This window comes from Eubacterium limosum (assembly GCF_000807675.2).
Taxonomy (GTDB): domain Bacteria; phylum Bacillota; class Clostridia; order Eubacteriales; family Eubacteriaceae; genus Eubacterium; species Eubacterium limosum.
This window is the reverse complement of sequence record NZ_CP019962.1, coordinates 1,029,770-1,052,224: the sequence shown is the minus strand read 5'-3', so window position 1 is coordinate 1,052,224 and position 22,455 is coordinate 1,029,770. Positions and strand designations below refer to the sequence as shown.

The following is a 22,455-nucleotide window of genomic DNA, read 5'->3' as shown; positions in this document are numbered from 1 at the left end:
CTTATTCACCATCCTTTTCCTGATCTCTTAAATTAATTGTTCTTGGGTAAGCAACCTTTTTGTAGCCGCGTAATGGCTGAATTTCTTCAAGTAATTCTTCTTTACCCTGTTCTTTCAGTTTTTTATAAATTTCAATCCACGCGCAGTCATTTTCAGGAATAACTTCGCATTTGCCATCTCTGGAGCCGCCGCAGGCACCGTTTAATAAGGACTTGCCACAGCGGGTAATCGGGCAGATTGCAGCAGTTCTGCCAAGCACGCAGTCACCGCAGGTTTTACACATTTCCTCAAAGATACCATTGCGGACGGTTTCGCCAACAAACATGGTGTCATTTGCTGGGTAAGTTTCTTTTTTAACGCCCTTTGCAACAGTCTGAACACCATCGCCGCACGCCATGCACAGTACAGCATCTGCTTCGCCCAGCTCGCCTTTGATTTCTTTTAATTCTTTTTTGTTTAAAAGCACATTACAGGAAGTTGTTAAAACCTTGGTTGCCAGAACTTCTTTACCTTCGGCTTCCAACGCAGCTTTCATGGCTTCAACTTCTTCTTCTCCACCGGTTTTACAAACTGTCGCACATTCAGAACAACCAGTGATGACCACTTTCTTTGCGTCCTTTAAATATTCTAATACATCTTCAAAAGATTTCTTTTGAGAAATAATCATTTTTACTTCCTCCGTCTATATTTAATCCGCCCGGGGAGAGACTCTCCCGGGCTTAATTCCCATTCCTATAAATTATTCTGCTGTTTGCAGGCTTTGATAACATGCTGTGCCAGAAGAGCGGTGGTGATCGGGCCAGTTCCGCCGCCGCAGCCAGGTGTAGCAGAGGTGATCATCGCAACCTTATCCAGGCAGTCAACGTGGGCATCACCCGTACGGATCTTTTTGCCTTCTTCGTTTAATACGAATTCGCCGTTTTCATCTTTCATCTGAGACATTGCAACGTCAACGAGAATACAGTTTTCGCTTAACATATCCGGTTTAACCAGGCCATAGATACCAGCAGCTGTAACAACAATATCTGCTTTTTTTGTATAAGACGGTGTGTCTTTTGTGAACACATGACACATGGTCACTGTTGCGAATTCATTGGTCAGCATAATTGCCAGCGGTTTTCCAAGAACGTTTGAGTTGTTGATAATGACAACATCTTTGCCCTTAACATCAATTTCATAGTGCTTCAGCAGTTCCATAACACCTTCTGCTGTACATGGGAAGAAACCTCTTTCATCCGCAATCATCAATTTACCAAGGTTTGTTGGGTTTAGAGCATCCGGGTCTTTTTCCGGGCTTAAGATATATTTGATTTCTTCTTCATCCAGCTGTTCTGGAAGCGGTTTAAAAATTAAAACTGCATGGATGTTTTTATCATCATTAAGCGTTTTTAATTTTGCTACAAAATCAGCCTGTGTTACATCTTCAGGGAATTCTACAGATTCCACTTCAATGCTTGATTTGCCCATTCTGGTAATAATACTTTTTTCATAAGAGATAGACCCCGGATCTGCGCCAACACGCATAATTGCCAATTTAGGCTGAACGCCTCCCGCAATCAGGGATTTTGCATCCTCCAGAACCTTTGCTAACATGGACTCACTTACTTCTTTACCACTTAATAATTTTGCTGCCATAATTTTCTCCTGAATTTATTTTTTGAATTTAAGTTTTAAGACAACTGTTTTTCCACTTCGGCATAAACAGTGTCACAAATTGCAATACCATCTTCCAGCATAGGCTTCAGCTCATTTTCAACAGAAGCCACATAGTCTCTGTCCTTCATGGTCTTAATGTTGATTAAAACATTAAGCCAGCCGCTGATCATTGCTGCGCGCAGGCATTGTACCCCAACGCCAACGTCAGAAATAGCCAAAGCGGACCCCTTATGAACAAGTTCTTCGTGAAGCTTGATGCTTTTATAGCATACACGAACAATCTCAATGGGTACGCCGCAGGCTACCTTTGTACATTCTTCCATTACTTCTGCCTTATATGCCTTCTGCTCTTCCGTTTCTGTTGGAAGGCTGTAAGCCTTGGCCAGAGGCGCGAAATTTTCGGCATCCTGATCAATCATCGCCATCAGCTGATCCTGTAATGCCTGAGCTTCGCCAAGAATTCTCTGGATATCTTCTTCATATTCAGCGTATTTTTTCTTACCGGTTGTCAGATTGCCGACCATTCCTGCCAATGCTGTACCAATGGCGCCTACCAGTGCCGCTGCACCGCCACCGCCAGGAACAGCACTTTTACTGTAAAGTACTTCGACAAATTCTGTACATTTTTTGTCTGCGATTCCCATAGTGTTTCCTCTCAAAATTTATGTTCTTCATTAAGGTTCACATTTTTCATGAATAATTTTGTCTGAAAATGCGAATGGGGAGGAGTCGAACCCCTCCCCCAGACTGCCGATATAGCAAAAGCAGTCAAATTTGTTATTTAATTTTGTATTTCGGTTTCCTAGAATAAGCCGGAGATTACGCCGTTTTCATCAACATCAATACGTTCCGCTGCCGGTTCTTTTGGTAAACCAGGCATTTTCATAATTTCACCGGTTAAGCATACGATGAACCCTGCACCTGCGGAGATGCTTGCCTGACGAACGGTGATTCTGAAGCCAGTCGGACGGCCCAGTTTAGTCTGGTCATCGGTTAAGGAGTACTGTGTCTTAGCCATACATACCGGAACTTTATCAAAGCCCAATTTTGTTAATTTTGCAATTTCAGCATCCGCTTCCGGCGTATAATCCACACCATCAGCACCGTAGATCTTAGTTGCAATGGCGTTGATCTTATCTTTGATGCTCATGTCATCTTCATAAGAGAACTGGAAGCTATTTTCACCTTCTTCGCAGAGGCGGATAACTTCATTGGCAACTGCGATGCCGCCTTCGCCGCCTTTTGCCCATACTTCGGACAGAGCAACGTTAACGCCAAGCTCTCTACATTTGTCTTCTACTAATTTTAATTCTGCTTCAGTATCTAATGGGAAGCGGTTGATCGCAACAACTGCAGGTAATTTGTAAACCTGAGTAATATTTTCAACATGCTTCAATAAGTTTGGAAGACCAGCTTCCAAAGCTTCCAAGTTTTCGTTATTTAATTCGTCTTTTGGAACACCGCCGTTGTATTTCAGTGCTCTTACAGTTGCTACGATAATAACAGCGTCTGGTTTCAAACCAGCCATACGGCATTTGATGTCCAGGAATTTTTCTGCGCCTAAGTCTGCACCAAAACCTGCTTCTGTGACTACATAATCCGAAGCAAAATGCATTGCCATCTTTGTAGCGATTACAGAGTTACATCCATGAGCAATGTTTGCGAATGGTCCACCATGTACAAAAGAAGGCGTTCCTTCCAGTGTCTGTACCAAATTTGGTTTCAAAGCATCTTTTAATAAAGCAGCCATTGCACCGTTAGCTTTTAACTGGCCAGCGGTAACCGGTTCATCATCGTAAGTATAACCGACAATGATACGGCCCATTCTATCTTTCAGATCAACAATGTCACTTGCCAGACAGAAGGCTGCCATAATTTCAGAAGCAACAGTAATGTCAAAACCATCCTGACGGACAGCACCATCACCTTTTTTACCAAGACCATCGATGATGTTACGTAACTGACGGTCATTCATGTCGACGCAACGTCTCCAGGTAATTCTCTTAGGATCAATGTTTAATTCATTTCCCTGATGAATGTGATTATCAAGCATTGCAGCTAAAAGGTTGTTTGCTGCACCAATCGCATGGAAATCGCCTGTAAAATGCAGGTTAATGTCTTCCATCGGAACAACCTGAGCATAACCGCCGCCAGCAGCGCCGCCTTTAACACCAAAAACTGGTCCTAAAGAAGGTTCTCTTAAAGCAACGAGTGTGTTTTTGCCCAATTTAGAAAGCGCGTCTGCAACACCAATGGTTGTTGTCGTTTTTCCTTCACCGGCAGGAGTCGGATTAATTGCAGTTGTTAAGATTAATCTTGCTTTTTTTCCGGTTTCCCGTTTTAACAAATTATAATCGACTTTAGCTTTATATTTACCATATAATTCTAAGTCATCCTCTGTTAAACCCAACTTGGCAGCAATCTCACGAATGTCTTGTGGTTTAGCTTCCTGTGCAATTTCGATGTCTGATTTGAAACCCATTTTTAAATCCTCCAATACTTTGATAAATTTTTAACATTTCTTACTTCATATTCTAAAGCATTTTACGAAAAAAATCAAATACAAAGTAAGATAAATTTTGTTTTTTTTAAGGCTGTTTAGCGTTTACACTTGTATATTCCTGTATTACCTGTATATGCTTATATATACAAACTTGTCACGAAATACGTTTATTTTCATATATTTACACAAAGTTTTACATTGTATATTCATGTATTTATATGTAAATAGTTGTATATACAGATTTGGCTAAAAAAAGAACTCTTCGACTAACCATATTTTTAGATACACTTAATCTCATTTCCATATTCACATTCCCGTCAGAGCCTCTCACCATTTCCCTTAGTATAAAGACTTGACGTTTACAATCTGCCCGCCGATTATGTCTGGGTACTATTATATATAATATGCCACTTCTTGCTTATGGTTAAATCATACCACGTAAAAAAAGGCTTGTCAATGCTTTTATAGCAATATTTTAAAATAAACTGCCATCAGATTGATAGATAAATATCAAACAAACTTATCGTAAAATTTTCATGAAAACGATTTTGAATGAAAAAAATTAAAAGAGACAAATCGACAAATCACAGCCCGCCAATGTTGTCTCTCTTAACTAAGAAATGTTATATACTTAAAATTCATCAAGTATTAGCACAATTAAAAGTAGGATGGGTTAAAGATTATTTCGCCTGAACTGGTCCAATCTTGCCCTGTCTGAAAGCCTTGCTGTATTTTCTGCAAAGTCGGTCATTTCCTAATAAAGCGTCTGTTGCGAAAATTGCGCCCATCATGTCGCGGCTTGTCGGATCCATAACAGCGGAGTCCATACCTACGAACATAGATAAGGTCATAAAATTCTGATTCATTAATTTTCTGGCTGGTAAGCCGAAAGAAATGTTACTTAAGCCTGAGGTAATATGAATGTCAGGATAAATTTCTCTGATTCCTTCGATTTCTGCTTTGAAGTTTAAGAAAGAATGGTTTTCTGTTGATAAAGCCATTACACATGGGTCAATGTGAATTCTGTTTGGTGTCAGATTATGCTTTTTAGCTTCTTCAACCATCATTTTTGTTAACTCAACTTTTTTTTCAACGGTGTTTGGAATACCGGCATTATCACAAGTCATAGCAACCAGTTCCCATGTTGGATCTGCATCGTCAAACAATGGTAAGAGAACATCCATTTTGTTACCTTCGCCGGAAACAGAGTTTACCAGACCTGGTTTTTTACATAATGGGAAAACAGCTTTTAAAATTTCAGGGTCCGGGCTGTCGATACACAGTGGTGTTTCAACGGCTTCCTGCACAATGTCCATCATCCATTTTAAGGATTCCAGTTCAATTTCAGGAGCTGTACCAGCACATACGTCGATGTAGGTAGCACCAGCTTCTGCCTGAGCAATTGCTCTGTCTCTAATGAATGCTTCGTCTTTTTCTTCAATGGCTTTTTTAACCACTGGAATCGCACCGTTCAGTTTTTCTCCAATAATAATCATCATAATCCTCCTCTGACAGCGTTTACTTCGCCGCTACTCAAATAAATGTACATACAAGTCTTACCTGTATATACAGATATATCATATACATAGGGTACCACGTTCAGAAACCGTTGTCAATATTTTTTCACAAATTGTTTAAAATTTTACCCTTTCTTCCTGAACCCCTGATTTTTCTTATTGCAAATTTAAGGAATCTGTATTGTAAAATCAGCTATGAAAGCGTATAATTAAAACGATTAAAGATGATGTTTACCTGTATATACATAATTTTCAATATTAATAAAGGAGATTTATCATGCGCGTATTGTTCCCATTACTTGAGGAAGAAATAGATGTGTCTCAGGAAAGTTTGGTTTCTGATGTCTGTGCTTCCATTGGCCTGCCTTTAAACCTTGTATGCGGCGGAAAGGGACGCTGTAAAAAATGTTTGGTCAACGTTAAGGAAAACGGAGAAATGAAAGAGGTCCTAGCATGCCAGTATTCTGTTTCTGATGGAATGGAGATTTATGCTTCTCGTGAACAGGCTGCCAGCCAAATCCTTGAAACCTCATCCAACAGCGACCTGCCTTTTGATCCTATCGTAAAATGCTACTCATTAAACTATACCGATCTTGTTACGCCTATGTGTACTTATGATCTGGACGTCCTGCGCAAGCTCATACCGCAAACCATTGACACACCGGACTATTCTGTTTTAAAGCATTTTTCAGAGGTTTACTTTCTGGAAGGTTATGAAAGGCTGCATGTCATCGTCTCTGGCAACAGGATTATCGATTTTATCCCTTCTAATGAAAAGGAAAAACCCATTTATGGCATTGCCTTTGACATTGGCACCACCTCTGTTGTCGGATATCTCTATGATATAACAAGCGGATGCCTGCTAAACCAGCATTCCATGCTAAATAAGCAGATTGCTTTTGGGGGAGATGTTATCAGCCGCATTGACTATGCTGGCGAAGGGCCGGAAAGCCTACATAAAATCTACGAAGCCATCATGGAAACTCTGGCTGAGATTATCACTCAGGTATGTAAAAAAGCATCTATCGACACGAAGGATATATATCAGACTGTTTATTGTGGAAACAGCACCATGGCTCACTTGTTTCTGGAACTCAATCCAAAGCATCTTGGCCTGGCACCATTCCTCGGATTCTGCAAGGATGCCATATCGCTCAAGGGTATGGACACACCGCTTCCGATTAACCCTAAGGGTACGGTTACCTTTATGCCACTGCTCGGTGGTTTCGTAGGGGCAGATACCACAGCAGTTCTTTTGGGCCTGCCACGCGATAAAAAAATGCGGCTAATGATTGACCTCGGTACAAATGGCGAGATCGCCGTCGGAAACTGTGATAAGTACTATGTCGCTTCCACCGCATGCGGACCCGCCTTGGAAGGCGCAGGTTTGACCATGGGAATGCGCGGTACCACCGGAGCTATTGAAAAGGTTGGCTGTGAAAATGGAAAAATCACCTATTCCGTCATCGGCAAAACAGCTCCCCAAGGCTTCTGCGGCTCTGGTATTGTTGATGCTATTGCCATGCTGTTTCGTGAGGGACTCATCGCCAAACGGGGCAACTTCATTAAGGGCGATGCTTTAGATGCCCATCCCATGAAAAATCGTTTTGGCGTAGATGAAAACAATCAGCGGTATTTTAAAATTGTAACCGCCGGTGAAAATCCTGAGGGTAAAGACATCATTATCACACAAAAAGACGTCCGCGCTGTCCAGCTTGCAAAGGCTGCTATTTACACGGGCTGCTGCCTGCTCTCTGAAAATTACGGCATCAAAGGCAGTGATCTTGAAGAAATTGTCATTGCCGGCGCTTTCGGAAACTACATCGACGTTCACAATGCACAATTTATTGGATTACTTCCAAAGATTGAAGGTGTTCCTGTACGCTCCATCGGCAACGGGGCAGGCACTGGGGCACAGCTGTATTTGCTGTCAAAGGAAGAGGCCGGTATCTGTAATGCTATTCCACGCATCACTACCCATATCGAGCTGGCAACTGACCCCAAATTTGTCGAAACCTATATGATGAATACCATGTTCGGGGATAATGTGATGATTTAATCCTAAATACAAAAAAGACGAAGCGCGCTTAGCTTCGTCTTTTTATTTTAGTTCAATTCTCTTTTCTCGGCGGCTTCCTCAATTCCCGCAATAATCTCATCAATGCCCTTCTGATAGTCTTCCAATGTTTCCTTCCAGTGCATCATACACTCCAGCCCAGCGGATGTTATGGAAAAGACCCGTTTCCCCATGTTCTCATTGTCCGCAATGTCGATATGCGAAATGATAAGTCCCTGCTGTTCCATATTTTTAAGCGTTCTGTAAAGACCCGAGGCATCCGGTTTTTTATCCTTCCACAGATAAGTGTCAGCCAGTTTTGATAAGATGCTATAGCCATGGTCGTCCTGTTCTGAAAGAATGGTCAGGATCACAGGCTGTATAAAACGGGTCAGGGTTCCGCCTTTACAGGCACACACTCTTTTAATACTTTTCATTCAATTCCTCCATTATTGGATTAAGTCTTATGTTTATTAATAAGAGTATACGCCATTTCTAATTTTTTGTAAAGATCCATACAATCAAAAAAGCCCAGGTAATCCCGGGGCTTTTGTAAAATCAATTAACGGCCTTATTATCCATAATATAGGATGCCACTGCATCTGTCGTAATAACCAGCGTCTGTGTGTACTGGTTTTCCAATTGTTTTTCTCTTAGTTCCTGTTTGTCAATTTTTGATATTGTCAATTTTTGTTCAGGCAGCATACTGACACCGGTCAGGCTGCTTAGCCTTCCCATCTCTCTAAAGAACAGGAAACCAAAAAGACTAAACATGATAATGGCTACCAGAGCCAGTGTTACGTAAAACGGACGTGTCTTTCTTGCGGGTTTCGTTTCCATAAAATGCCCCCCTTTCAATCATTAAAGTATATATCCAAAATGATCGATTTTATTCACAGAGGGTATTTATCTATTCTGCTGACAGAGTATTCGCCAGACGGGCAAAATCTTCGCCTGTCAAGGTTTCTCCCCGTACACCCGGAGCTATTCCACATTTTTCCAGAGCATCCAACAGACGCTCTTTCGAATAATCGGTGTTCATTTGCAGGCCATTGATCAATGTTTTTCTGCGGTTCAAAAACGAAGCCTTTACGATCTGGAAAAAAAGCTTTTTATCAGATACATGGATTGCCGGTTCTATTCTTTTTTTAAGCGTAACAACGATGGAATCAACCTTTGGCCTCGGCATAAACACCGCCGCGGGCACATAAAAGCTAATTTCTGTTTCGGCATAAAACTGCGCCGCAATGGTCAGTGAACCATAAGCTTTTGTCCCGGGCTCCGCACAAAGCCGTTCTCCTACTTCCTTCTGGATCATAAAAGTCATCTGTTCAATGGGCAGTTCTGATTCCAGAAAGCCCATAATAATGGGCGTTGTAACATAGTAAGGCAGGTTCGCGACAATTTTCAAGGGATTTTCCGGCAGATTTGTCTTGAGCAGCTCCGGGATATCTGTTTTTAAAATATCGCCCTGAATAATCTCAACATTACTGCACTCCTCCAGGGTTTCGGCTAAAACGGGAATTAATTTCTTGTCTATTTCCACAGAATAGACTTTTCCGGCAGCTTCAGCCAGCACCTGAGTCATGGTTCCAATCCCCGGCCCTACCTCTAATACGGTATCGTTTTTATGCACATTGCCGGCTTCTACAATTTTTCGCACGATATTTTCATCAATCAAAAAATTCTGTCCATAACGCTTGTTAAAATGCAGGTCGTATTTATTTAAGATCCCCTCAATTACTTTCGGGGAGGTCAGTTTCTCCATGTGTTTCTCTTTCCAGCCAGGCCAAAAGCCTGTCTCTCTTATTTTCTAAGGGGTATTCATAAACTCTTTTCAGAAGCCGGGTCAGACTTTCCTTAATGGCTTCTCCCTGATAGCCTCTGTCTGTCAAGTCTTTTCCATTAACGGCCAGTTCTCTTAAGGTCATGGGCTCTCGGTTTGCGACTATCCGACGGTAAGCCCGTTGATTCTGTTCAGCTGCTCGTTTGATTGAAGGGTCTCCATCCCAATAAGCCAGTCCGTCCTGAAAAGACAGAAAATCCTCTGCATTTTCCATTCCGATATCTGCCAGAGCTTCCTTAAAAACAACAATATCCCGACTATCAGCTACTACATGGTGACAATAGCCATAGGCCAGCTGCTTTTCTTTATTAGAATAGCGCATTTCTCTGAGAAAGACTTTCCGCTCTTCCGGAAACATATTTAACAGAAGCGCCGCCAGCCTGAGCGGCAGTTTTTTGGGCAAATAACCCATAATTTCAAAACCATCGATAAGATAGCCTTCACACCGCTTCCAATACTCCGGAACCATACGGTTTAACAGATCGCCCAGAAGTTCCGTTTTTATAAGGAGATACCCGCCCCATGCTACCTTCTCACATAGCATGATCCGGGTAAGCTCTTCGCGAATACGCTCAATGCTGACACCCGTTGTATCCGGATCATCACGAATAGCGCTGCGGGTTTGCTCATCTAACTCCATGCGCTTTTCGGCCGCAAGGCGAATACAGCGCCATTTTCTCAGACGGTCCTCCTCAAAGCGCCTTTTAGGGTCGCCAATACAACGGACCATGCCGTTTTTGATGTCCTCAAGTCCGCCGACATAATCGAAAATACAACCGTGCTCATCCATTAACAATCCATTAATGGTAAAGTCACGGCGGCTGACATCTTCTCTTACATCATCGGTGAATAACACTTCGTCGGGGTGGCGGCCGTCAGCATAGCTGGCCTCCTTACGAAAAGTCGTGATTTCATAAACTTTTTTGTCTATAATAACGCCAATCGTTCCAAAATGCTTACCGACGATGATGGTATGCTCAAACCAGCTTTCGACCTCGTCTGGCAGGGCATCGGTCGTAAAATCATAATCGCTCGGGATTTGGCCCAGAAGCATATCACGGACGGCTCCTCCCACGATAAAAAGCTGCTTATGATGTTTTCTGAAAACTTGAAATAAGGTTTCGATTGCTTTTTCCATTACATTTTATTCTTTACAATGGTCAGGATATCCGTGGTATGATCCACCATGTAAGTGGGGTTGCAGCGTTCCAGGGCTTTGGGCGTGTTATAGCCCCATTTTACTGCCACCACGTCCACACCTGCCCGGAGGCAGGATTCGATATCTCTGGTTTCATCGCCAACGTAAAGCAGTTCCTCCTTCTTAAGATCATATTTCTTAAGAACTTTTTTTATTTTCTTTTCCTTTGATAGAAGCGCCGAGCACATAATAAAGTCAATATCGTCCTCTAACCGGTAATGTCTTAAAAAGGACTGGACGGTTTTTTCAATATTGGAAGTCAGTATCCCACGGTATTCAGTAATCTGGGTAAGGTCGTCCATGAAAGTTTTTATTTCCGGATAAAATGCCCGTATATCTTCCATGGTTGCCCGCATTCTCTTCTGTCCCTCGCTGAGAACTCTGGGCAGTTTGTAAAAAGGGATATCCACAATTTCCATAATTTCTTTTATATGCAGATTTTTTATATGCTGCAGCTCTTCTTTTGTGATTTTTCGATATTTGTACTTTTCAGCCATATCGTTGTATATATTAAAGGTTTTTTCCTCTGTATCGGCCAAAGTACCGTCAAAATCAAAAACCACACATTTATAAGCCATTCTGTTCTCCTTATGTTTATCTGGCCTTATCTACCTCATTTTTTGTAGTTCTTTCTGTACATCATTTTATCATCAACCATTTTTCTTCTGAGCTTGTCGTCAAAAAAGTAATAATCGATGGAGGTATCCAGCCGGGCGCAGTTCATAGCCGCGTCGGCAAATCGTTGAAGATCCTCTTTGTTCTGCGCGTTTTCCGGATATTTTGCCACGCCAATCTGGCCGCCTATCGTAAAGGTCATTCCCTCCACAACACAGGGCTCGTTGAGGCATTCAATAATTTCTATACAGATCGGTTCAATCTTTTCTCTGGCATTACGGTTTGGAAGAAAGAGCACCACCAAATCATCGCTGTGACGGGCCAGAAGACCGTAATGCCCTACACGGTCACCCAACTGCTCACATACCTGTTTAACAACCTGATCCCCAACCTCATAGCCATACAGATCATTAATTTCGTGATAGTTGGTCAAGGATATGTTGAGCAGCGCCATATGCTTCCCGGGCTTTCCGGCGTTTTTGGCAAAATAGCGACTGAGTACCTGGCGGAGTTTCAAGCGGCTTGCGAGGCCGGTAATGGGTTCATGGTAGGCCAGGTATTCAAACTTATTACGATATTCCACGCCTTCTGAAACATCCAGTCCAACACTGACACAAACGCGCCGGTTATCAAAATACGGCAGTTCTCTCGTATTCCAGTAGATCCATCGGGTTCTGCCTTCCTTGTCACGGAGATCAAGAGGCTTACGATAATTCCTGTCTCTGTTGGTGCGGCGCTGGGCGACACGACCAAAGATTTCTTCTGCCGGCTGGCCGATAAGAGCTTCTCTTGACTGGCCGGTCAGCTCTTCAATAAAGGGGTTTACCTCCAAAATATTATTGTTTTCGTCTGTTGTTAATACCAGCATATCGGAGTTATCCACAACTGCCTTTGAAAACTGACTTTGAAAATCAAGATTATCCCTGAGTTCTTTTTCTTCTGTAATATTCTGGACGATCCCGATAGTTGAAAGATGCTCATTTTTACTGGAAAAGGTATGCCGGATACGGATGAGCACATCCACGACTTCATTTTTAGTCGTGATAATGCGGTGATGGATATCCACGGTCTCCTGATTCTGAAAAGCGTCCAGAAAGGCCTTAGTTACACGTTCCTGATCGGCCGGATAAACCATTTTAAACAGAATATCCAGATTAGGCTTAACCGTATTGATTTCATAGCCCAAAATATGATAAAGCTCTCTGGACCAGACAATTTCCTTGTTCTGGTGGTTCAGCTCCCAGTAGCCCATGCGGGCTATATGCTCGATCTCTACCAGTTTGCTTGCCTGCTCTTCAATGTAAGTCTCACGTTCTTGAAGGTTCTTTTCATCTCTGGCCACAATGCCGTAATATACCTTTTCGCTGAAAATAAAGCGATGAATTTCAACTGAAAAAGGGATGACAGACCGGTCCGGCATATAGTATTTTACTGAAAGTGTATAAGTGCTTCCCAAATCAAAATTGAGCCGCATATTCGATTTATGTTCTTCATAATCAAAATCTGTATGAAACCGCTGATAGTTCTTTCCGACAATCTTATCAGCCGAGCGCCCATAGTATTCTTCCAGCTTTTTATTGACACGCAGGATCGTGCCGTTTTCATCCAAAAGAATAACACAATCCGATACCATATTGAGCATTGTCCTGATCAGGTCTACGTCCAGGCGGTACTGTTCCTTTTGCTCAAGGTTTTCCCTTTTCAAACGATAATTATAATAGAAAAAGCCGGTTATAATCAAGGCAATAATCAACAGCCAAAGACTGATATTGCCAATCAGATTGAATATTAAAAATGTATCCATAAAATCTTCCTCGATTTTCTGTACTCATGCGCTAATCCAAACTCTCTTTATCTATTTTGCACCATCATTCACTATTTTTCAATATAAAACTGAGTTGCCTTAGAGATTTTATGATAAAATAATAATATCCTGAGTATACCATACTCAAAAAAGATTAAATTTTCCTAAGAATATTGACCTTTTATAAAATAAATGTTATTATATCACCACATCACTTTATTGCACTAACGCAATAAATCACCGGAGGAAAGCAATGCTAGAAAACTATACGATCGATGGTTTTGAGAACATCCAATATCAAGGCTATCCCGCACTACAGAAAATAGAGAATAACCTGGGACAGCTTTTCGAGCTGTATGGTTATCATCCCATATCAACACCAACTTTTGAGGCCTATGACCTGTACGCTGCCGAGGATTCCATCGCCAGCGATGATCTTTTTAAACTTGTCAACCATCAGGGGAAGGTGCTGGCCCTTAAGCCTGATGCCACTCTGGCCGTCACCCGCATGGCTGCCATCAATCACCACGATCCCGACGAAATAATTAAATTTTCATATTTAACCAATATTTACCGCAGCTTCGCATCACCGGAAAGCGTTAAGAAGGAAATGACTCAGATGGGTGTTGAATACTTTGGAAACAATAGCCCTGAATGCGATGGCGAGATCATCGCACTGGCCATTGAATCCCTTTTGTCAAATGGCATCGAGGACGTTCATATCGACCTAGGACACGTCGGTTTTATCAATCACCTGATGGATGAGCTGGCCTTCAGCGTTAAGGAAAAAGCGCAGCTGTTCAAATATATTGAAAACAAAAACATCGGTGACATTGGTGAATTTTTAAATCGCAAAAACCTCGACGATAAAGTCACAGCAATTATTTTAAAATTACCCAAACTCTATGGAGAACCACAGCAGGTTTTCAAAAAAATGGAAGCGCTCTGCATAAACGACGCCATGAAATGTGTTGTGGATAAGCTAAAGGCTATCTACCGTCATCTGGAAGTTACGGGCTACGCAAAATACATCTCCTTTGATTTAGGCTTTACCAATCAGATGAATTACTATTCTGACCTTATTTTTAAAGGTTATATCAATAACTGGGGAGAGCCTGTGATCAACGGCGGCCGTTACAACCATTTATCGGAGAAATTTGGCATTTCTCGTCCAGCCTGCGGATTTGGGATTGATCTGCTGAAAATGATGGAATATATGGAGCAGTACCACCTTCTGCCCCAAACCGAAAAGAGAAAAGCAGTTATCTTCTATTCTCCAGAGGACAAATGTGAAGGATATAAAAGCGCGGGTATCCTGCGTCAAAAGGGACAGCCCACAGAACTATTCGTCTTAAAAAACTCTCCTGAGGAATGCGTAGCTACCCTTTCACAAAATGTTCTCTATCAGGGTGCCCATTATTATCTGATCCGTGGTCAGAAGAATTATCGTTTTACAGGTCAGGGCTTTCAGGCCATTGACAGCATTGTCAAAGCAGAGGTGAACTAAGATGCAGATACGTTTAGCTTTAGCCAAGGGCCGGGTGGCCAGAAAAGCCATCGAGCTCTTACAGAAAATCGGATATATTTTTGAAGATTATGATGAAAAAAGCCGGAAGCTCATTTTTCAGGATACTACCGGCGCCATTGAATTCTTTCTTGTAAAATCTCCTGATGTTCCCACCTATGTGGAAAAAGGAGCGGCGGACATCGGTATTGTCGGCCGGGATGTTTTAATGGAGCACCCCGCCAATGTCTATGAGCTTTTAAACCTGGATATCGGCCAGTGCAAAATGTGCGTTGCCGGCTTTAAGGATTCCAAGCCCCAGTTCGGTAAAAAACTGGTGGTGGGAACAAAGTATCCAGCCATCGCCAAAGATTATTTTAACAGCAAGGACGAGCCTGTGGACCTGATCAAAATCAATGGTTCTGTGGAGCTGGCCCCTCTTTTAGGCCTGTCAGACTGTATTGTCGATATTGTGGAAAGCGGCAGTACCCTGCGCGAAAACGGCCTGGTGGTGCTGGAAGAAATCTGCGATATCAGCTCACGGCTCATTGTCAACAAGGTCAGCCTTAAAACCAAAGGCGCCATGATTGACCCGATTATTGAAAGGTTTGAAGCTAACCTTTCGATCAATTAAGGAGAACTCCCATGAAAACTTACACCTACAAAGAAAGCATTAACAAGCTCGACACACTTCTCAAACGTGATGAGGGCGAAAATCAGGAAATCCGCGGCCGTGTTCTGGAAATCATCGACACTGTCAAATCCCAGGGCGACGCGGCGCTTATAAACTATACTGAAAAATTTGACGGCTGCCGTCTGGATACCCTGCGTGTTACCGACGATGAAATTCAGGAGGCTTTTGAACTCGCAGGACCGAAAATGGCCGCTATTATTGAAGAAGCCGCAGACAACATCCGCGCTTTTCACGAAAAGCAAAAGGAAGAAACCTGGATGTATAATCCCGGTCCGGGCATTACCTTGGGGCAGCACATTACGCCGCTGGAGAGGGTCGGCCTCTATGTACCTGGCGGTAAGGCCGCGTATCCCTCCACAGTGCTTATGGACAGTATTCCGGCCCTTGTCGCCGGTGTAGATTCCCTGGTCATGGTAACCCCACCGGGAAAAGACGGAAAGATCAATCCAAATATTCTGGCTGCTGCCAGGATTGCAGGTGTTCATGAAATTTATAAGGTAGGCGGCGCACAGGCTGTCGCCGCACTGGCCTACGGAACCGAGAGTGTTGTTCCCGTCAATAAAATTGTAGGGCCTGGCAATATCTATGTGGCCACGGCCAAGAAAGAGGTTTTTGGCAAAGTCGCCATTGATATGATCGCCGGCCCCAGCGAGGTATTGATCCTGGCTGACGGAACCGCCAATCCTGTTTACGCCGCCGCTGATCTGCTTTCTCAGGCTGAGCACGATGAAATGGCCATGCCAATTCTGGTCACCACCGACGCCGATTTTGGCGAAAAAGTCATCGCCGAGGTTTACCGCCAGATCGAGGCTGACCTCGGGCGCAAGGAAATTGCCCGAAAATCGGTGGATAATTACGGCTTTGTCTTTGTGGCAGAAAACCTGGAGCAGGCCTTTGAGCTCTCCAACGCCATCGCGCCTGAGCATATGGAAATTCTCCTGCCTGAGCCAATGCAGTATCTGGAACGCGTCCGCAACGCCGGCGCTATTTTCCTCGGAAGTTATACCCCAGAGCCGCTGGGAGATTATTTCGCAGGACCAAACCATACGCTGCCGACCTCTGGCACCGCCAAATTCTCTTCACCGCTTGGTGTTTACGACTTTATGAAAAAATCCAGCATTCTCTCCTACTCTGAGGATGCTCTGGAAAAGGTTTATACAAAGATCGCTGCCTTTGCCCGCTCCGAAGGGCTTGACGCCCACGCAAAATCCGTGGAGCGCCGCTATGAAAATAAGTAAAGGAGTCCGCCATGAAAAACTTTGCGCGTAAATGTGTTAAAGACCTCGAAGCTTATAAGGTCGAGGCCCCACAGTATGACATTATCCTCAATGCCAACGAGAACCCCTGGGATTTTCCTGAGGCGCTGAAAAAAGAACTCTGCGACGAAATCATGAAAACGCCGCTGAACCGCTATCCGGAGGCCTGTTTTCCAGAGCTTCTGGCTGAACTTTCAGACTACACTGGCGTACCGGAAGACCAGATTATCTGCGGTTCCGGCTCAGACGAGCTTATCGCCATGATCAACCAGTCCTTTATGAATCCTGGTGATACAGCGGTCACCCACACCCCGTCCTTTGCCATGTACCATATCTGGACAGCCATTGCCGATGGACAGTTTGTGGGCGTACCTGATAAAAACGGGCACATCCCTGATGTGGAAGGAATTATCTCCGCCGCCAAGGTAAATGACGCCAAGCTCATCTACCTCTGTAATCCCAACAACCCCACCGGCTATCTCTTCCCGCGCTATGACATTGTCCAGATTCTTGAGGAAACCAATGCTCTGGTTATCCTGGATGAAGCCTATATGGAATTTAAGGGCAGTACACATGCGGATCTGATCGAAAATTATCCAAACCTTCTGGTTTTAAGAACACTTTCCAAAGCTTTCGGCATGGCAGGCATCCGCTGTGGTTACTGTCTGGGTAACAAAGCGCTTATTGACGTGATGTACAAGGTCAAATCGCCCTATAATATCAACGTACTCACCCAGAAGGCAGCTGTCATCGCCCTTAAAAACCGTGAAAAGCTTCTTGACCGACTGAAAACCCTGAATGCTGAACGCCATAAAATGTACAAGGCACTGCGGGATATGCCCCTGGATTCGCTTTATCCTACTGCCTCCAACTTCATTTACTTTGAAACCGGCAAAGGCGAAGCAATCTATGAAGCCATGAAGGAAAACGGCATCCTCATTAAATTTTTTAAAGGAAACGAAACCATGCCTGCCAGTATCCGGCTGTCCATCGGCACCCCCGAGGAAAACCGGAAAGTACTTGAAATATTGAAAAAGGTATTATAAGATGGAAAGAAAAATCACATTAACAAGAAAAACCTTTGAAACCGACATTGAGTTGAGCCTGAATCTTGACGGCACCGGCCAGTGCGACGTCTCTACCGGTGTTGGCTTTTTTGATCACATGATGACCCTGTTCACCAAGCACGGCCGCTTTGATCTAACCCTGAAAGCAACAGGCGATGCTGCAGATAACCACCATGTGCTGGAGGATATCGGCATTCTTCTCGGCAAGGCCTTTGCCGAAGCCCTTGGCGATAAAGCCGGTATCACCCGCTATGCTTTCCAGCTTACCCCAATGGATGAGGCTCTGTGCCGTATCTGTATTGACATCAGCGGACGGTCTTATCTGGTTTACGACGTTCCACTGACGCGAGAGTATATCGGGGAATTTGAAACCGAAATGCTGGAAGAGTTTTTCATCGCATTTACAAATAACAGCAAAATGACCATCCACGTAGCCTCTCTTTATGGCCGTAACAACCACCATATTGTGGAGGGGATATTTAAATGCTTTGGCCGTACCCTGAAACAGGCAGTCACCATTGACCCCAATGTTAAGGGCGTGCCAAGCACAAAAGGAGTTTTGGAATGATCGCAATCATTGATTATGACGTGGGCAATTTAAAAAATGTCTACACCGCATTAAAGGATGTGGATCTGGAAGGCGTGATCACCCGTGACCCAAAGGTCGTGGACAACGCCGAAGCCATTATCCTTCCTGGAGTCGGTGCTTTCAGCGACGCCATGGAGCATCTCAGACAGTTTGACCTTATCAACTGTCTGGACAAAAATGTGCAGTCCGGAAAAACCCTTATGGGTATCTGCCTGGGCATGCAGGTTCTGTTTGATAAAAGCACCGAGGATGGTGAGTGGACAGGCCTCGGCTATATTCCCGGAGAGATCGTCAAATTTGACGCGCCGGGGCTCAAAATTCCGCACATGGGCTGGAATAACCTTATCATCAATCGTGATGATTCGCTGGTCAAAGGCATCGGCAGCGAGGATTACGTTTATTTTGTCCATTCCTATTACGCACAGCCAAAAAGCTTTGATGACGTTGTCGCCTATGCCGACTATTCTGTTAAGGTACCCGGCATTGTCCGGAAAGAAAACGTCATCGGCATGCAGTTCCACCCTGAAAAAAGCTCGAGGGTCGGAACTCAATTACTTATGAATTTTAAGGAGAATCTCAAATGATCATATTCCCCGCCATTGATATTAAAAACGGAAAATGTGTCCGCCTGAAGCAGGGAGTTAAGGACGATGAGACCATTTATTTCGACAACCCTGTGGAGGTCGCTAAGCGCTGGGAATCCGAAGGCGCTGAATATCTGCATCTCGTAGACCTTGACGGCGCTTTTGACGGAAAGCCCCAGAATCTGGAAGTCGTCAAAGATATTGTCAAAGCGCTCGACATCCCGGTTGAGTTGGGCGGCGGTATCCGCGACGAAGAAATTGCAAAAATGTATGTGGATATCGGCGTCAGCCGTATTATCATCGGCACGCAGGCAGTAAAGGATCTTAGCTTTATCGAAAAGCTTCTGGCCCTGTATGATGAAAAGGTCTGTGTCTCCATCGACGCCAAGGACGGCATTGTCTGTACAGAGGGCTGGGTGGAAAGCAGCAATATCGAAGCGCTGGAACTTGCGGCAAAGCTGGAGCGACTCGGCCTGTCCACTCTGGTGTACACCGATATTTCCAAGGACGGCATGATGAGCGGTCCTAATTTTGACATGTTAAATGTCCTCAACCTGCATCTGAACATGGATATTATCGCCTCTGGCGGCATCGCCTCTGCTGATCATCTCAAAAAACTGGAGGAAATGAACCTTTACGGCGCAATTACCGGCAAAGCCCTGTATGAGGGCACCATCGATCTGGCCGCCTATCTCAAAGGAGAATGCTAAAATGCTGACCAAACGTATTATTCCCTGCCTGGACGTGGACCACGGACGGGTTGTCAAAGGAAAGAAATTTAAAGATATACAGGATGTGGCGGACCCGGTAGAGCTGGGGCGCTATTACTCCGAGCAGGGTGCAGACGAGCTGGTTTTCTACGATATTACCGCCTCCTACGAGGAGCGCGATATCTTTATCAATATCGTAGAGAAGGTGGCTGAGGCTATCCGAATTCCCTTTACCATCGGAGGAGGCATCAGCCGGGTGGAGGATTTCCGTAAAGTTCTCATGGCCGGGGCTGACAAGGTTTCGGTCAATTCCTCCGCGGTTAAAAATCCCCAGCTGATCCGCGACGCGGCGCTTAAATTCGGCAACCAGTGCGTGGTGCTCTCCATCGACGCCAAGCGCAATGACAGCGGTTCCTGGGATGTTTATGTAAAAGGCGGCCGTGAAAACACTGGCACTGACGCCATCGAATGGGCCAAACGCGGTCAGGAGCTGGGCGCTGGTGAAATCTGCATCAACTCCATTGACACCGACGGTGTTAAGCGCGGCTATGACCTTGAGCTCAACCGCAAGCTGTCTGAAATTCTGACGATTCCCGTTATTGCCTCCGGCGGCGCGGGCGAAAAGGCCCACTTTTCAGAGGTTTTAAAGGCCGGGGCAGATGCGGCCTTAGCCGCATCTGTCTTCCATTATAAAGAAATACCAATCCCTGAGCTAAAGGCCTATCTGGACAGCGAGGGCATCGCAGTAAGAAAATAAAATTTAGGAGAAACGAAATGAATAATGATATCGAACTGAAATTTAACCACCATGGCCTGATCCCGGCAGTCCTTCAGGACTATTACACCCGTCAGGTACTCATGGTGGCTTATATGAACAGGGAAGCCCTGGACAAAACACTGGAAACCGGCAAAGCCACCTTCTGGAGCCGCAGCCGCAAAGAATTATGGACAAAGGGCGAGACCTCCGGCAACTACCAGGAAGTCGTCGCCATCGACTATGACTGCGACGCCGACACCCTGCTGGTACAGGTACTCCCAAAAGGCCCTGCCTGCCACACAGGCGAAACTTCCTGCTTCTACCGTAATCTGTACACCAATGAAGAAAAAGCCACAGGAAACATGGATATCATCCATAAGCTGGCCGACCAGGTACAGGACCGCCGGGAAAATCCTGTAGAAGGTTCCTACACCAACTACCTCTTCCGGGAGGGCGTTGACAAAATCTGTAAAAAGATTGGTGAAGAATCCGCAGAAACCATCATCGCCGCTAAAAACGATTCAAAGGAAGAGCTCACCTACGAGGCATCTGACCTGCTTTATCATCTGACTGTGCTCTTAAATAACCAGGGTGTGACTTTTGACGATTTGTTTGTCGAACTAACTAAACGGCATAAATAAGCCTTATTAAAAAAAGAACCTGAAATTAAATTTTCAGGTTCTTTTTTATTTTGATTTTTTGTTTAAGATAACATTTTAAGATTTTTATTATAATGCCGCATCAAAACTGCGACCATAACAGCGATGATCATCTCTGTTATGGGCATTGCAAACCACAGCGCTTGTGCGCCGAACAGGGCGGGCAGCGTATAAATAAGCAGTCCGCTTACCACCATTCCGCGCAGGACAGACACTGCGAGGGAGGCCTTCGGTCTCATGATGGCCTGGAAATAATAGGTCGAATAAATATTATAGCTTAGCAGCAGGAAGGAAATAAAATATTTCCGCATGATATCCGGCGCTATGGCCAGTACCTCTGGCGTCGGGTTCATAAAGAGGCGGATGAGCGGCTCTGGCAGAGCCATGGTCAGGGTCGTCCATACAATACTCAGCACCGCAACCGTGATCAGGCTCAGCCGCAGTGTTTTCCGGATACGATCTCCCTTCCCCGCACCATAGTTCATGGAAATGATGGGCTGGGCTGCCTGTCCCACACCGTATGCACAGGCCTGCACCAGGGTATTGACATTGATGATAACACCGTAAACCGCCAGTGCCGAGCTGCCGCTGTATTTCATAATCTGATTATTAAACATCATGGATAAGATCCCCATGGCGATATCAATGAAAAAAGTTGAAAACCCTGTGAGCACAATCTGACGGGTCATATGACCAAAGCCCACGGGCCTTTCAAACCTGAGACGGCATTTTTTTCTCAGAAAATGACTGCACAAAATACAGATTGACAGCACCTGTCCCAGAGCTGTCGCCAGACCTGCACCGCTGATCCCCATGTCACATACAAAGACAAAAATATAATCTCCGATAATGTTAAAAACACCCCCGGCCATGACAGCCATCGTCGCCGTTGCCGGCGCATTGTCATTTCGTATAAAGGCGGCCAAAAACTGCCCGAACACAAACAGCGGCGCCACAAATTTTATCCAAAAAAGATATTTTCCCGCCAGCCCTAAAAGCAGATCATCCGCACCGAACAGGCGCAGCAATGCATCCTGGAAGAAAATAATGCCCAGCCATGAAAGAACAGCAGCGGCAGTGACTCCGATGAATGCCATTGTATAAAAGCTGTTTCCCCGGCGCTCATCTCCCGCGCCCTTTGCCGCGCTCATCAAAACTGAACCGCCGATACCAAACAGCAGGCCCAGACTGTAGATAATATTCCAGACAGGCGCCACGGTCGCCAACGCGGCCACACCGTCTGGCCCTTCATACTGCCCCACCATTACGCAGTCCACCAGTGAGTAGACGGATACGATCAGCGCGCTGCCAAAGGACGCGAACAGATATTTAAAGTATATCTTTTTCAGATTTCCTTTTAGTAAGTCCATTGTACTGCTCCTCTATTTTCTAATATTCCCAGAAACGAAAAAAAGCCGGATAAAATGGTATCAACCATCT

At 44.5% G+C, this 22,455-nt stretch carries 22 protein-coding genes; 10 read left to right on the top strand and 12 right to left on the bottom strand.

The annotated features are described in order from the left end of the window. Position 1 precedes the first annotated feature (1 nt). The 5 genes from B2M23_RS04840 to B2M23_RS04820 all read right to left on the bottom strand — a co-directional run bounded on the left by B2M23_RS04840 (position 2) and on the right by B2M23_RS04820 (position 5,655). A complete protein-coding gene (locus tag B2M23_RS04840) occupies positions 2-667 on the bottom strand; it encodes a methylenetetrahydrofolate reductase C-terminal domain-containing protein (protein ID WP_038351866.1) in 666 nt (221 codons plus the stop codon). A 65-nt stretch (positions 668-732) separates the two neighbouring features. After that, entirely contained in the window at positions 733-1,635 is a 903-nt protein-coding gene (locus B2M23_RS04835; protein ID WP_038351867.1) for a bifunctional 5,10-methylenetetrahydrofolate dehydrogenase/5,10-methenyltetrahydrofolate cyclohydrolase, read from the bottom strand. A 35-nt stretch (positions 1,636-1,670) separates the two neighbouring features. Next, the gene (locus B2M23_RS04830; protein ID WP_038351868.1) at positions 1,671-2,300 is read right to left on the bottom strand and encodes a cyclodeaminase/cyclohydrolase family protein; all 630 of its coding nucleotides are present in this window, start codon (positions 2,298-2,300) and stop codon (positions 1,671-1,673) included. A gap of 158 nt (positions 2,301-2,458) precedes the next feature. Continuing rightward, complete coding sequence (locus tag B2M23_RS04825; RefSeq protein ID WP_038351869.1) at positions 2,459-4,138, bottom strand: formate--tetrahydrofolate ligase; 1,680 nt, start codon at positions 4,136-4,138, stop codon at positions 2,459-2,461. Between the two features lie 701 nt (positions 4,139-4,839). After that, positions 4,840-5,655 (bottom strand): methyltetrahydrofolate cobalamin methyltransferase, encoded by an 816-nt coding sequence (locus B2M23_RS04820; protein ID WP_038351870.1) that lies wholly within the window; start codon positions 5,653-5,655, stop codon positions 4,840-4,842. A 298-nt stretch (positions 5,656-5,953) separates the two neighbouring features. Between B2M23_RS04820 and ramQ the strand changes: the two genes are divergently transcribed. Then, entirely contained in the window at positions 5,954-7,735 is a 1,782-nt protein-coding gene (gene ramQ, locus B2M23_RS04815) for a corrinoid activation enzyme RamQ (protein WP_038351871.1), read from the top strand. 47 nt (positions 7,736-7,782) lie between these two features. Here ramQ and B2M23_RS04810 read toward each other — a convergent pair whose 3' ends face one another. The 6 genes from B2M23_RS04810 to B2M23_RS04785 form a co-directional block, all read right to left on the bottom strand. Beyond that, the gene (locus B2M23_RS04810) at positions 7,783-8,169 is read right to left on the bottom strand and encodes a PadR family transcriptional regulator (protein WP_038351872.1); all 387 of its coding nucleotides are present in this window, start codon (positions 8,167-8,169) and stop codon (positions 7,783-7,785) included. A 121-nt stretch (positions 8,170-8,290) separates the two neighbouring features. Further along, positions 8,291-8,572 carry a hypothetical protein gene (locus B2M23_RS04805; protein WP_038351873.1) on the bottom strand — a complete coding sequence of 94 codons (282 nt, stop codon included), beginning with the start codon at positions 8,570-8,572 and terminating at the stop codon, positions 8,291-8,293. 70 nt (positions 8,573-8,642) lie between these two features. After that, a complete protein-coding gene (rsmA, locus tag B2M23_RS04800; RefSeq protein ID WP_038351874.1) occupies positions 8,643-9,500 on the bottom strand; it encodes a 16S rRNA (adenine(1518)-N(6)/adenine(1519)-N(6))-dimethyltransferase RsmA in 858 nt (285 codons plus the stop codon). Next, positions 9,469-10,716, bottom strand: a complete 1,248-nt coding sequence (locus B2M23_RS04795; protein WP_038351875.1) for a CCA tRNA nucleotidyltransferase — start codon at positions 10,714-10,716, stop codon at positions 9,469-9,471. Before B2M23_RS04795 ends, rsmA begins: the two co-directional genes overlap by 32 nt. Further along, the gene (locus B2M23_RS04790) at positions 10,716-11,354 is read right to left on the bottom strand and encodes an HAD-IA family hydrolase (RefSeq protein ID WP_013378704.1); all 639 of its coding nucleotides are present in this window, start codon (positions 11,352-11,354) and stop codon (positions 10,716-10,718) included. Before B2M23_RS04790 ends, B2M23_RS04795 begins: the two co-directional genes overlap by 1 nt. A gap of 35 nt (positions 11,355-11,389) precedes the next feature. Beyond that, positions 11,390-13,195 (bottom strand): GGDEF domain-containing protein, encoded by a 1,806-nt coding sequence (locus tag B2M23_RS04785; RefSeq protein WP_038351876.1) that lies wholly within the window; start codon positions 13,193-13,195, stop codon positions 11,390-11,392. A 253-nt stretch (positions 13,196-13,448) separates the two neighbouring features. Between B2M23_RS04785 and hisZ the strand changes: the two genes are divergently transcribed. From hisZ to hisIE, 9 genes are read left to right on the top strand one after another with little or no spacing between them, the layout of a single operon-like run. After that, complete coding sequence (gene hisZ / locus B2M23_RS04780; protein ID WP_038351877.1) at positions 13,449-14,702, top strand: ATP phosphoribosyltransferase regulatory subunit; 1,254 nt, start codon at positions 13,449-13,451, stop codon at positions 14,700-14,702. A 1-nt stretch (position 14,703) separates the two neighbouring features. Further along, on the top strand, positions 14,704-15,333 hold the full coding sequence (hisG, locus tag B2M23_RS04775; RefSeq protein WP_013378701.1) for an ATP phosphoribosyltransferase: 630 nt from the start codon (positions 14,704-14,706) through the stop codon (positions 15,331-15,333). Positions 15,334-15,344: 11 nt separating this feature from the next. Beyond that, positions 15,345-16,631 (top strand): histidinol dehydrogenase, encoded by a 1,287-nt coding sequence (hisD, locus tag B2M23_RS04770; RefSeq protein WP_038351878.1) that lies wholly within the window; start codon positions 15,345-15,347, stop codon positions 16,629-16,631. Between the two features lie 11 nt (positions 16,632-16,642). Next, positions 16,643-17,695: a histidinol-phosphate transaminase gene (gene hisC, locus B2M23_RS04765; RefSeq protein ID WP_038351879.1), complete on the top strand. Its 1,053-nt coding sequence runs from the start codon at positions 16,643-16,645 to the stop codon at positions 17,693-17,695. A 1-nt stretch (position 17,696) separates the two neighbouring features. Beyond that, positions 17,697-18,284, top strand: coding sequence for an imidazoleglycerol-phosphate dehydratase HisB (gene hisB / locus B2M23_RS04760; protein WP_038351880.1), 588 nt, complete (start codon positions 17,697-17,699; stop codon positions 18,282-18,284). Continuing rightward, positions 18,281-18,889, top strand: coding sequence for an imidazole glycerol phosphate synthase subunit HisH (hisH, locus tag B2M23_RS04755; RefSeq protein ID WP_038351881.1), 609 nt, complete (start codon positions 18,281-18,283; stop codon positions 18,887-18,889). Before hisB ends, hisH begins: the two co-directional genes overlap by 4 nt. Beyond that, on the top strand, positions 18,886-19,599 hold the full coding sequence (hisA, locus tag B2M23_RS04750) for a 1-(5-phosphoribosyl)-5-[(5-phosphoribosylamino)methylideneamino]imidazole-4-carboxamide isomerase (RefSeq protein WP_038351882.1): 714 nt from the start codon (positions 18,886-18,888) through the stop codon (positions 19,597-19,599). Before hisH ends, hisA begins: the two co-directional genes overlap by 4 nt. A 1-nt stretch (position 19,600) precedes the next feature. Then, on the top strand, positions 19,601-20,356 hold the full coding sequence (hisF, locus tag B2M23_RS04745) for an imidazole glycerol phosphate synthase subunit HisF (RefSeq protein ID WP_038351883.1): 756 nt from the start codon (positions 19,601-19,603) through the stop codon (positions 20,354-20,356). Between the two features lie 17 nt (positions 20,357-20,373). Continuing rightward, positions 20,374-20,997 (top strand): bifunctional phosphoribosyl-AMP cyclohydrolase/phosphoribosyl-ATP diphosphatase HisIE, encoded by a 624-nt coding sequence (gene hisIE / locus B2M23_RS04740; protein ID WP_013378694.1) that lies wholly within the window; start codon positions 20,374-20,376, stop codon positions 20,995-20,997. Positions 20,998-21,059: 62 nt separating this feature from the next. Here hisIE and B2M23_RS04735 read toward each other — a convergent pair whose 3' ends face one another. Then, on the bottom strand, positions 21,060-22,385 hold the full coding sequence (locus B2M23_RS04735) for an MATE family efflux transporter (RefSeq protein WP_038351884.1): 1,326 nt from the start codon (positions 22,383-22,385) through the stop codon (positions 21,060-21,062). Positions 22,386-22,455 lie beyond the last annotated feature (70 nt).